Source organism: Streptomyces sp. NPDC047453 (assembly GCF_040643155.1).
In the GTDB taxonomy this organism is placed as follows: Bacteria; Actinomycetota; Actinomycetes; order Streptomycetales; family Streptomycetaceae; genus Streptomyces.
Genome location: NZ_JBEYTS010000066.1, coordinates 25,790 through 36,587, shown reverse-complemented (window position 1 = coordinate 36,587; position 10,798 = coordinate 25,790). Strand labels below are relative to the sequence as shown.

Below are 10,798 nucleotides of genomic sequence, written 5' to 3'. Positions count from 1 at the left end.
TCTCCTAAAGCGGGTGTCGCAGGTTCGAATCCTGCCGGGGGCACAGCTTGCACCGCAGGTCAGAAGGCTAGCGGCCCCCCGTTCCATTCGAACGGGGGGCCGCTTTCATGATCGGATGCCACATAGATGCCACATCCCCACGCGATCTCATCACTCGAAAGAGGTAGTGGAGGGTTCACCAAGCACGCGTAAAGTGTCGGCGGCGAGGGCTGGCCATCTCCCCATGCAGGCCAGACGCGCGCTCGCAGCAACCTGTGGAACCCATCGGGGAGGATGGCTCCACGGGCCGGGCCCCCGCCGTGAGAGTCGGCGGGGGCCCGTGTGCTTTACAACGTAGACCGCCCCGCCCTCGTTCAAGGGCGGGGCGGTGCGCTCCGGTTGTACCAGAGCGGTGGAGACAGGAGCGGGCGCGCGAACGCCCCTGTCTCCATAGTTGTTGGTCACCTCAGGCCTCTATCAAACGCCCCCGCTGGTCAAGATCAAAGAGTGTACGGTCCGCGATACAGACACATGATCTTGATGCGGTCAGCGTTGTTCGGGTGCCACCCTCCGACCGCCAACCCGACTGGGTCATCGCCCGCCGACGGGCCATCGGAGACCGCATCCGCGCCGTACGCCTCGAGGCCAACCTCACCCAAGAACGCCTCGCCGAACGGGCCGACATGGACCGCCAGTCCCTGAACCGCATCGAGCAGGGACACGCCTCGCCCAAGGTCGACACGCTCATTCGCATCGCTGCCGCGCTCGACACCCCGCTCGCCGACCTTGTGAGGTAGGAAGGCCCGCCCATCCGCCACGGGGGAAGCGGACGAGCGAGGCCTCCTCTACCGGGTGGCTTCCTCAGGATGAGGCGTGGCGCCCGGTTCGCATCGGTTACCTTGCTGCCCATCACAGCGAGGTGGTGCAGGGATGACGGGGCGCGACGCGTTCGCGGCGGACGGCCGGCCGGTGTGCGGTGTCTGCCCGTCCCTGAGGCACCCGGGCGGGAAGTTCGACGTCGTCGACCGCCCCAGTCGGGCATGCCCCTTCGACCCGGAGACCGGCCACCGCTTCACCGCGGCCGGCGTCCCTGTATGCGTGCACCCGGAGCGCGTCGGACTGCCAGCGGCTCCGTACGCCAGCGACGGTCTGCCGCTGCCGTGGCAGACCCCGCCGCCGGCTGAGGCCGGCGAGGTCCTCGCATGGCTGCGCCAGGTGCTGACCGCAGCACCACCGGACGCCTGCGACGAGGTGATCCAGCAGGCGACGGAGGTCCTGCTCGCCGCCGACCCCGACACTGACGTCACCGCGGTGCTGCGCGCCGCCCTCAGCTAAGAGACCCCGCCCATCCGCCACGGGGGAGCGGACGAGCGGGGCCGGCCGGGATCGCCTACGCGCCCGCCAGGTGCCCCTGGAAGACGGCGCGCGCCTGCTCCATCAGCTCGGGGTCCTCCAGCCGGAGCCGGCCCGCGGCGACGTGCTCGTGCCCGTACATGGGCTTGGCCATCGTCACCTGCTGGGTCATGTCCAGGGACCAGGCGGCGTCATCGAAGTTGACCGTGTCTGGCTTCGGCGTCAGCCGTGCGGAGAACCCGGTGCAGGCGAGCCAGGCCGCGCGTGCGTGCTCCGGCGGCTGCCCGTACAGGCTGGTCGGCTGGTGCCGCCCCGCCATCGCGAAGAGGTCGCCCGGCTCGAACTCGAGCCCCTCGATGGGGATGACACCGAGGGCCGCAACATCGCCGAAGCGTCCGGCGGTCGTGTAGGCGAGGACGCAGTAGTGGCCTGGCCAGCCGTGCAGCATAGAGAAGACCGTGATCCGGCCCCGCCCGGACATCGCTCTCGTCATCTGTTCCGCCTCTCCTCGTGCGCCGGCCCCCGCCACTGTAGGAGCGGGGGCCGACATCACCTACCGGATCTTGCCCAGGTCAGACGCTGTGCTCGCACGTCGGCAGCGGGTTCCCACCCTTGCCGTCGTCACCGCACGTGTCCTCGCAATCCACGCCGGCCTGCCACAACTCCGGGCGGACCATGTACCCGGCGGCCTCGATCGCCGCCACGGTGAGCGGCAGCACCTCGGCCGCGGGCGGGTAGGTCGCGCCGCCGTGGCCGTCGCACGGGTTGTGGTGGACCTTGGGCCAGCCGCGGGAGGTAAAGAAGTCGTCGTACTGGTGGGTGTACTCCATGAAGGAGTGCCAGGCCGGGTCCACGGTCCGGCTCATGAACAGGGACGGTGCCCCCTTCGGCTTCTGGGCGCAGGTGGCCAGGTAGGCGAGGGCCTGTTCCGTGATCTGCTCGGCCGCCTCCTGGTCCAGGCCGTGTGTCTTGGCCACGCGGGCGCTCAGCCGCGTGAAAAAGTCCTCGTCGACGAGGGTCCTCGCCGAGACTGCTTCGATGACAGGTGCAGACATGCTCACTCCTTGACTGAGAGTTGCAGTGATGCGCTGAACGGGCCTCCGCCCCCGACGGGGGCGGGGGCGGAGGCCCTTCGGCCCGGGCCCGGCCAGCCGTCCGACCGAACCCGGGAGTTCACCAGCGGTCGGCCGGGGCGGTCTGCCTCGGCACCGTCGGATGGCACGGGTACGGGTGCAGGTAGATGTCGGGTGCGGCCCCGGACGGCGCGTGAGCGGGGATCACCTCGGCCTCGCCCTTGATCGGCTCGCCGCAGCGGTCGCAGATCATCGGCCCTGCCCCCTCGCCTGCCTCCGGGCGGCCGACCACTCGCGGTACAGAACGGTTGCCGTCGGGCACGCCTGCTGCGGCGTCCGGAGGCAGCGCCGACAGCGCACGCTGTGGTCCAGCAGGGCCTGGTACTCGGTGTAAGCCGGCGGTCTTGTGACGGTCTGTTCGCTCATGGCTCGTTCCCCACCTCGGCCCAGACCTCGGGGGTGCCGTGTGCGTCGGTGCTGCCCCAAGCGTCTGCGCTGCCCAGCGCCTTGATGACTCGGAGCCACGCGGCCCGGTCGGTGACGTCTGGGGCGGGCACGTACACGCGTACGCCGCTGTCGGTGACGAGCAGGTGTACCGGCTCGTCGAGGGCGCTCTCCAGCGCGGTGCGTAACGCTGCTGCTCGCAGGCTGATAGACACAGCAATTCCCCGCTCTCGTGCGAGAGAATGACTCTCGTACGAGAGTAGCGGTGGACCCACTACTCTGTCACGCAAGTCACACGACGGGAGGCGGACAGTGAGCACCGAGACGCCGCTGTACCTGCGAGTCGCCGAGAGACTGCGCGCCCGCATCGAGTCCGGCGAACTCCCGCCAGGCGCCCGCCTTCCGTCCGTCTCCGAGATCTCCCGCGAGTACGGCGGCAGCAACTCCGTGGCCACCAGCGCGTATCGGCTGCTCGTCGACGAGGGCCTCGTCGTATCCCGCCACGGCGCCGGCCACTACGTCCGCGGCCACGACACCGCCGAACTGCTGGTACGCAGGCACCGCGCGCGGAGCGAAGACAGCCCGTTCGCCCAAGGCGCCGCCGAGCAGGGCGCGGTGGGGACGTGGCGTCATGAGTCGACAACCGAGCAGGCCAGCGAAGCCGTGGCGGCCCGGCTCGGCATCGACCAGGGCGCGCCGGTGATGCACACCAGCTACGTGTACCTCGCCGACGACCAGCCGGTGCAGCTCGCCGAATCGTGGGAGCCCCTCGAGGTCACTGGGCAATCGCTGGTAGCGCTGCCCGAGGTCGGCCCCTACGCCGGTGTTGGCGTGGCTGCCCGGATGCGGGTCCTCGGCATCAACGTGGGCGAGCCAGTGGAGCGGGTCCGTGCCCGGATGGCCAGTCGCACGGAGGCGCAGGCCCTGGGCATGACCCCGCCCGGCCCCGTCATGGCCGTCGAGCGGACCTACTACGACCAGGCCGCGGGGCGTCCTGTCGAGACGGCGGACATCGTGATGCGCGGTGACCGGTGGGTGGCCGAGTACGGGCAGGCACCCGAAGCGGGCTGACCCCAGACATGACGAAGCGGCCCCGCCCTCCCACATGGGGAGAGCGGGGCCGTGGTCATGGGTACTGGCGGCGGTATGGGTCGAGACCCAGCGCCTGCGGGCCGTCGCTGTTGTTGCCGGGCTGGTTGGGTGGCGGCGCGCCATCCTTGCGGCAGACGAGCGCGTCCGGATCCCACGCCGGGGCTTGGGGGCTGTACCCGTCGGGGCAGGCGGGGGCGTCGCGTCCGTCCTTGCCGTCCTTCCCGTCCCGCCCGTCCTTGCCTGCGGGGCCTTCCGGTCCGGCTGGTCCCTGCTCGCCGCGGATCCCCTGCTCGCCTTGCGGGCCTGCCGGTCCAGCCGCGCCTGCGGCCCCGGGCTCGCCCGTAGCGCCGGGGGTGCCCGGGGTGCCGTCCTGTCCGTCGCTGCCAGCCGTACCGTTCCTGCCCGGCTTGCCTGACGGGCCGGGAGACCCCGATGGGCCGGGCGGTCCGGCCGGGCCCGGTTCGCCCTGCGGCCCGCGGGGTCCGGTCACGCTCTCTCCGGGTTGGCCACGGGACCCTGGCGGCCCGGCGATCGGGGTGTGCCCCAGATGCTGCACCTGCTGGGCGAGCGCGTCGCGGGCGCTGTTGGCGGTGCGAAGGTCCACCGACAAGGTCACGACCTGCACGGCGAGCCAGCCCATGAACGCGGCGAACAGCAGGGCGGTGGCCGCGATCAGGGCCTCGGCGCGCGGCACCCGCCTGCGGCGGAGGTGGGGCTTTCTCCGGGCTGTGCTCATGCGGACACCACCGCCCATACGGCGATCGCTGCGGACAACAGGGCAAGCAGTACGGGGATGACGGCCTGGTAGAGGCGCTTCTGCCGCTCCTGTTCACGCCGGTCCCGTTCGGCAAGCTGGTACTGCTCGAAGTGGTCCTCGAGCTGGTCTCGTTCGGTGCGCACTTGCTGAATGTCCGCCTGGAGTTGGGCCAGCCGCTGGTCGACGTGCGTGGTCTGGATCGTGTAGACGTCCAGTGACACGACCTTGTCGAGGCGGCTGTTCAGCTCCGCGAACCGTGTGGAGATCAGTAGTTGTAGGGCTCCGATCTGCCGGCCGAGTTCGCCATTGGACAGCTGCTCGTCGGCCATCGGTTACTCCGCTCAGGCGTCGGTCGGCGGGGTCGCCTGTCGGTTGGGCACGGCCCAGGTCACGCCGAGCGCGCCGAGCACCGCCAGGGCGATCGTGAGGCCTTCGGCGGCGGTGACCGTGCCGTCCTGCACTGCGGTGGCCGCAGCGGCAGCGCCCGCTGCAGCGCCCGACACGACCGCCTTCCACACCTTGGAGATCTTCATGGGGTTCCTTCCGGGTTAGGCGGTGACGGTGAACCCGTGCTTGGCAGCGAGGCGGCTGAGGGAGTCCTTGCCGGGGATGCCGTCGGCGGGCTCGCCGGGCTTGCGGCCGCGGTACCCGCACCGCTCCTGCCAGCCGCTCATGGCGTCCTTGGTGGCCGTGCCGTAGTGGCCGTCCAGATAGACCTTGGCGAGCAGGCCCTCGTCGACGAGCGCGGCCTCCACGGTGCGCACCCCGGCGTAGGTGACGGGCGTGCCCTTCGCGGCCGGGTTCGACCGGGCAGCGGCGATCAGCTTGGACAGGGACACGGTCGGCCGGGTCGGCGTGGGCAGCGGGGCCGGCGCGGGGACGGGCGCGGGCGCGGCCTTGGTCCCCGCGAGCCGCGTGGTGACGCGGTCGAGGACCTGCTCCCAGTCCATGCCGGGTCCGCGTGGGTCGACCTTGCCGGGCTGCCAGTCCAGGTGCCGCAGCGCCGACCGGGCGCCCCATCCGTGCTGCCGGCAGAGCGCAGCGATGACGCGGACGATGGCCTCGATCTGTTCCTCGGGCCAGGGGTCGCGGCCGTCGCCGAGGTTCTCGCACTCGAAACCGTAGAAGGCCCGGTTGCCGTCGACGGTGGCCTCGTCGTCGACGGGCGGCCGCCGCTCTGCGATGACCGCGGACAAGACGTCCGGGTCTCCCAACCCTGCATGGTTGGCGCGGCCCCAGCCGACCACGTGCACGCGCCCGTCCTTGGCAATCATGCCGTGACAGAGCGGGCCGGGCAGTCCTGCGTACCCGTCGCGCACGATCTTCACCGTGTTCGCCGTGCCCTTGGTGACGGTGTGGTGGATCATCACCCCGTGCACCGGACCCCACGGTCCCTTCGCGTTGCGGTTGTGGTTCTTCCAGTCGCCGACCTCGACGACGGTCACGCCCTCGGCTCTGAGGGCGGCGAGGAACTCAGCAGCAGTAAGTGGCGTGGCCACGGGCGCCTCCAGGGCATAGAGAAAGCCCCGGCCGGATACGGCGGGGCTCGGTAGCGGGCCGGGCTCAGAGGAAGGCAAGGAAGGCAGCCTTCCTTGCGGCGGAGGGATCGGGACCCGGCCCCGTGCCGCCCAGGGTGTTGCAGTTGTCGAACTCGGCGTAGTCCGCGGTCCCGCTGTCGCGGCGGGATTGCAGGAGCAGCGAGAGCGTGGTGCCGCTGGTGATCCACGCGGGGGTGGCGAGGGTGCGCCTGGTCATCCACGCGGTGCCGTCCGGGCTGGTAGACCAGGTCAGGGTTCCGCCGGCCTCGGCAAGCCGCACCCAGGCGTGGGCCACCGGGTCATAGGTCAGCTCTACGGCGGCAGCGTCCCAGTACGCGGTGTTTGATTGGAAGCGGATCTTGCCGGTCGCTGCATTGAGCATGACCCCGGCCTCGGTTCCATCCGTTCCGGACAGCACCGCTAGCAGGGCGTAGGCCGAGGTCGTGGCCCCGCCCGCGGCGGGCGGGTACACCCGGATGTACACGGATGATCCGGCGAGGGTGTACGCGGCGGCCGAGGCGAACGCGGAGTAGGTGCTCGCGCAGGCGACGCGGGCCCGGCCGCCGACCTGGCTGACGGTGCCGTAGTTGCCGGTCCACAGGCTGGTGTTGATGGTGCCGGCGTCGAAGGTGTCGACCAGCGTTGCGAGGGCGGGCATCAGTACCCCTTGGCGTAGGCGACGACCCGCCACGCGTTGGCGCTGGCGCTGTAGACCGCGCCGAGGAAGTCGGTCTTCCCAGACGCGGTGGCGGTGAGGCCGGTGATGTCCGACCCGAAAGCGAAGCCGCCCGCGCCGCCGGCGAGGGTGAGGGTGCGGGCCGCGCCGGAGGCGACGACCTCCCACATGATCCGTTGCCCGTCCGTGGGGTTCGTCGGCACGCCGAGGGTGCGGTCGCCCGCCATCGTGACCTTGAAGTGGCTGCCCCTGCTGGCGTCGGTGGCGATGGTCGCCGCGTCGGTGAGGGGGATCACCTGCGAGGGGGCCGTGATGCCGGGAGTGTGCAGGACGGAGATCGTGCCGGTGCCCGAGCCGACGATGCCTCTGCGGATTGTCGTCCCCGCCGAGTTCGCGGTGCCGGTGACCGCAGCGGTGCCGTTGGCGAAGATCCGTGTGCGCTCGATGCTGTTCGGCTGCGACGGCAGGGAGGTGTTGCCGTCCGCGTACAGCAGGCAGTTGTTCTCGGTGTACAGCAGGCCACAGGACAGGACGCTGTTGTTGTAGGCGTTCGCGCCGAACGTGAACGCGGTCAGACCCGCGGCGGCGCGGAGCTCGACGTAGTTGAGGCGGAAGGTGTTGCCGCTCCCGCGCTGCACGTCGACGAGCTTGTCGAACTGCTCCAAGTTGACGCCACGCCAGTGTGTGTGGTTGACGGGCCCGGTGCCGGACAGCTGGATGCCGGTGCAGCCGCTGCCGTTCGCGATGGCCTCGCACATCGTGAACTCGATCTGGTTCATGACACCGACGCTGGTGGTGGAGTCGACCTGGTAGGCGACCCGGTTGTTGCCGAGCGTCTCCACGAACACGCGGTTGACGGTGCTGTCGCCGGGGTTGAAGTCGGCGTGCTCGGAGAACATGCGGATGCCGTTGCCGACGCCGCCGATCTCCAGGTTTTCGAAAACGCTGCGGAACGGGGATCCAAGGTGCAGCGCCCACCCGGTGTGGGACCCGTTCCACGGCCCGTTGATCTGCAGGTTCGTGAAGGTGGAGTTCCAGAACGAGCGGTGCCCGGACCTGGTGCCGTTGGTGGTGGACGAGGAGATGCCGTGCGTGGCCCCGCCGATCGTGATGCCGAAGTCCGACAGGTGAACCCGGACCACCTTGGACAGGTGGATCGCCGAGGTCATCCCTGCGCCGGCCTTCAGCATGGTCGCCCGTGCGCCATGCCCGCGCAGCGCGATGCCGATCTCCACATCGACGTCGTCGGTGCCCTCAATAGACAGCGGCGCCGTCAAGTTGTAGTCACCGACGGTGAGCTGCACCTCGCCGCCGCCGTTGTCGCGGGCGTCGTTGAGAGCGCGCTGGATCACCGTCTGGTCAGCGGTGCCGGTGCACACGTACTGGGCTGCTGCCCGGACGTCGGCGGGCGCGGTGGCCGAGGCGACGACTCGGACGAGCTGAGTGAAGCCACCCCCGCCCCCTCCGCTGCCGCCCCCGCTGCTGGTGATGCCGTGGGCGTCCATCCACGCCCGGCTGCTGCCGCCGGCGTCCGCCCACATCCCGGTCACACCGTCCGGGCCGCGGAAGCGCGGCAGCGCGCCGTACTCATCGGCGGTCACCGACGTGATCGGAGAGTCGCTCGCGTCGAGGAGGTCAGTGAGCTGGGTGCCGTCGGTGGGCGCGTCCCAGAACGTGACCACCGCCCCGACCCCTACACCCCACAGTCCGTCTGCGGGACGCACGACGAAGTCGCCGACGCCCGCACCGAATGACTGCCGTGCCATCTAGCTCACCGCCCAGGAGACTTGGCCGGGCAGGACGACGTCGCCTGTGGCGATCGCCGGTTTCGATGTCAGCCACACCTGCCCGGGCCGGGATGCATCGTTCGCCGCGTAGATCGTGACGCTGCCGACCCTCGCGCCCGTGATGTAGGCGATCGATCGGATCGTGCGTGTCTTGTGGCGGTAGGCCGCAGGGATCAGGACAGGCAGCCGGGTGTCTGTGGCGCTGGCGACGGTACCGCCCGTCCTCGAGAAGTTGCCCAGCCTCAGGTGCACGGTCCCCGCCTGGTAATCAAGCACCGAGTCGGCTGTCTTCGACCAGCCCGAGACGGCGGCGTCGACCACCAGCCAACTGCTGTCCTCGTACACGAGCTTCCAGGCGCTGCCGTTCCATACCCGCACTTGGCCGGTGTCGGTCTCGAAGCACATCTCACCGATGACCGGGTTTGTGTTGCGGTGGTTTGAAGAGCAGGGCCGGATCCTGCTGCCCACGTACAGCTCGCCGCGGGTCACGGTCACCGCGGCTGCCCCGGTGAGCACCGTCACCCCGGCCAGGAGGACCTCGTACACGCCAGTGTCACCGGTCTGCTGGGTCAGCCCGGGCGTACCACCGCCGGGGGTGCCCTGCTTGACGACGGCCCGCACAGTCCAGGTGGAGCGGTCCAGGCGCAGCACCACCCGGTCGGTGCGGGTCTGCCCGCTGGTGTTGGGGGCGATGGGCAGGGTCACGGTGGACGTGCCGGACGTCCAGGCGTGCCCGCGCACCGACGCCTCGACACCTGCGCGGATGTTGACCTGCAGGCCAGCGCCGGCGGAGACCACGGCGGTATCGCTGGGGCGGCCGTACACACCGTCGTCGCTGAACCGGCTGGCGATCTTCTCGTACTCGACGTCGGTGATAGCCCTGCTGTTGTGGGCCGGGGACGGCCAGGAATCTTGTGCCACTGCTACCTCGCTTCCATTCGCCCGAGCCGGCGGGCCAGGTCTCGCACGGTGCGCACCGTGGCCGTGGTGGTGGTCTTGTCGCTGTTGCCGACGACCGAGGTGACGACCTCGCCCTCGTCGGCGGTGGCCTCGAGCCGGATGCTCTGCACGATGTCGGCGACCTCGAGGCCCGTCGGCAGGGCGACGGTGACGCGGTCGCCGAGGACGTAGTCCCGGCCTGCCTTGAGGTCCTCGGTGTCCACCGTGACGGTGGCGAGGGACGCCTGAGGGTTGTCGTCGCCGAGGGCGAGCGTCCCGGCCTGGGTGAGCTCCCCGCCGAAGTCGTCCAGGGTGCCGGTCTTATCGATCAGTTTCTCGACCCGGTACCAGTCGGCGGCCGCGCCGGAGGTGACCTCGACGTAGACGCGGATGTTGGGCGGGGTGGCCTGCTCGTCGGGGTCCCCGCCGCCCTGCACCAGTTCGGACGTGGCCAGCGGGGCGCCCATCGTGAAGGACAGTGAGCGCAGGTTGCCCAGCCCCTGGGAGAACCGGGCGGTGCTGGTGCGGTTGGCGGGCTTGTACACCCCGAACTTGATCTGGTCGCCGACCTGCCGCGTGCGGATACCGAGGCCGTCGGTGGCGGCGACGGTGCGGCAGGCGTCGAGTAGCGGCTCGAACCGTGTGCTGAGGGAGCGGTTGCCGCCGACGCCGGCGACGTCGTCGAGGACCAGGCGCTCAATCCTGCGGGCTGCCAGGGCGCCGGGCCCACAGTTCTCGTTCACCAACTGCCTGATGATCGTCTCGGCGTTCTGCCCGCTGAAGGTCCGCAGCCGGTCGGTGATCGTGTCCTGGTTGGCGAACGCCTTGGTGGGCTCTGGGTAGGTGAGGTAGCCGGCCACCCGCGCCAGGTCGTCGCTGAAGCGGACGGTCACGGTGCCCGGGGCCGGGTTCTGTTCCAGGTCCCACTGGTAGTCCTGCGGCTCCTCCATCGGCCCCGCACACCAGACGCCCTGGTCGCGGACGACGACCAGGCGGTGGCCGGGCTGCAGCAGCTCCAGGACCTCCGGCCACGCCGGCAGCACCACTGACCCCGACGCGGGCGCGTTGTAGTTCAGGTCGACCGCGAGCCTGGTCCACCCGCTCAGCGGGTCACCAACCACCTTCAGGTTGCGGTCGGTGACCAGCAGTTGGACTGCCAC

At 70.4% G+C, this 10,798-nt stretch carries 15 protein-coding genes; 3 read left to right on the top strand and 12 right to left on the bottom strand.

All coding sequences use genetic code 11. The features are described 5' to 3' along the window. Positions 1–539: 539 nt before the first annotated feature. Positions 540–776 (top strand): helix-turn-helix transcriptional regulator, encoded by a 237-nt coding sequence (locus ABZ818_RS34300; RefSeq protein ID WP_361423510.1) that lies wholly within the window; start codon positions 540–542, stop codon positions 774–776. A gap of 133 nt (positions 777–909) precedes the next feature. After that, positions 910–1,314: a hypothetical protein gene (locus ABZ818_RS34295; protein WP_357488437.1), complete on the top strand. Its 405-nt coding sequence runs from the start codon at positions 910–912 to the stop codon at positions 1,312–1,314. A 55-nt stretch (positions 1,315–1,369) separates the two neighbouring features. Here ABZ818_RS34295 and ABZ818_RS34290 read toward each other — a convergent pair whose 3' ends face one another. From ABZ818_RS34290 to ABZ818_RS34275, 4 genes are all read right to left on the bottom strand, one after another. Then, the gene (locus ABZ818_RS34290; protein ID WP_357488435.1) at positions 1,370–1,825 is read right to left on the bottom strand and encodes a hypothetical protein; all 456 of its coding nucleotides are present in this window, start codon (positions 1,823–1,825) and stop codon (positions 1,370–1,372) included. A 79-nt stretch (positions 1,826–1,904) separates the two neighbouring features. After that, positions 1,905–2,387 (bottom strand): hypothetical protein, encoded by a 483-nt coding sequence (locus tag ABZ818_RS34285; protein ID WP_361423505.1) that lies wholly within the window; start codon positions 2,385–2,387, stop codon positions 1,905–1,907. Between the two features lie 118 nt (positions 2,388–2,505). Further along, positions 2,506–2,658 (bottom strand): hypothetical protein, encoded by a 153-nt coding sequence (locus tag ABZ818_RS34280; protein ID WP_361423502.1) that lies wholly within the window; start codon positions 2,656–2,658, stop codon positions 2,506–2,508. 169 nt (positions 2,659–2,827) lie between these two features. Then, on the bottom strand, positions 2,828–3,064 hold the full coding sequence (locus ABZ818_RS34275) for a hypothetical protein (RefSeq protein ID WP_361423499.1): 237 nt from the start codon (positions 3,062–3,064) through the stop codon (positions 2,828–2,830). Between the two features lie 97 nt (positions 3,065–3,161). Here ABZ818_RS34275 and ABZ818_RS34270 point away from each other — a divergent pair, with 97 nt between their 5' ends. Further along, positions 3,162–3,920, top strand: a complete 759-nt coding sequence (locus ABZ818_RS34270) for a GntR family transcriptional regulator (protein ID WP_357488469.1) — start codon at positions 3,162–3,164, stop codon at positions 3,918–3,920. A gap of 55 nt (positions 3,921–3,975) precedes the next feature. Here the strand turns inward: ABZ818_RS34270 and ABZ818_RS34265 are convergent, their stop codons facing one another. The 8 genes from ABZ818_RS34265 to ABZ818_RS34230 form a co-directional block, all read right to left on the bottom strand. After that, on the bottom strand, positions 3,976–4,677 hold the full coding sequence (locus ABZ818_RS34265) for a hypothetical protein (RefSeq protein WP_357488414.1): 702 nt from the start codon (positions 4,675–4,677) through the stop codon (positions 3,976–3,978). After that, complete coding sequence (locus tag ABZ818_RS34260) at positions 4,674–5,027, bottom strand: hypothetical protein (protein ID WP_357488412.1); 354 nt, start codon at positions 5,025–5,027, stop codon at positions 4,674–4,676. Before ABZ818_RS34260 ends, ABZ818_RS34265 begins: the two co-directional genes overlap by 4 nt. A gap of 12 nt (positions 5,028–5,039) precedes the next feature. After that, a complete protein-coding gene (locus ABZ818_RS34255) occupies positions 5,040–5,231 on the bottom strand; it encodes a hypothetical protein (RefSeq protein ID WP_357488410.1) in 192 nt (63 codons plus the stop codon). A gap of 15 nt (positions 5,232–5,246) precedes the next feature. Then, the gene (locus tag ABZ818_RS34250; protein ID WP_357488408.1) at positions 5,247–6,197 is read right to left on the bottom strand and encodes a peptidoglycan recognition family protein; all 951 of its coding nucleotides are present in this window, start codon (positions 6,195–6,197) and stop codon (positions 5,247–5,249) included. 64 nt (positions 6,198–6,261) lie between these two features. After that, positions 6,262–6,894 (bottom strand): hypothetical protein, encoded by a 633-nt coding sequence (locus tag ABZ818_RS34245; protein WP_361423493.1) that lies wholly within the window; start codon positions 6,892–6,894, stop codon positions 6,262–6,264. Continuing rightward, entirely contained in the window at positions 6,894–8,678 is a 1,785-nt protein-coding gene (locus tag ABZ818_RS34240; protein WP_357488404.1) for a hypothetical protein, read from the bottom strand. The genes ABZ818_RS34245 and ABZ818_RS34240 overlap by 1 nt, the downstream gene beginning before the upstream one ends. Continuing rightward, complete coding sequence (locus ABZ818_RS34235) at positions 8,679–9,620, bottom strand: hypothetical protein (RefSeq protein WP_361423488.1); 942 nt, start codon at positions 9,618–9,620, stop codon at positions 8,679–8,681. It abuts the gene before it with no gap. 2 nt (positions 9,621–9,622) lie between these two features. Further along, positions 9,623–10,798 carry a siphovirus ReqiPepy6 Gp37-like family protein gene (locus ABZ818_RS34230; protein WP_357488431.1) on the bottom strand — a complete coding sequence of 392 codons (1,176 nt, stop codon included), beginning with the start codon at positions 10,796–10,798 and terminating at the stop codon, positions 9,623–9,625.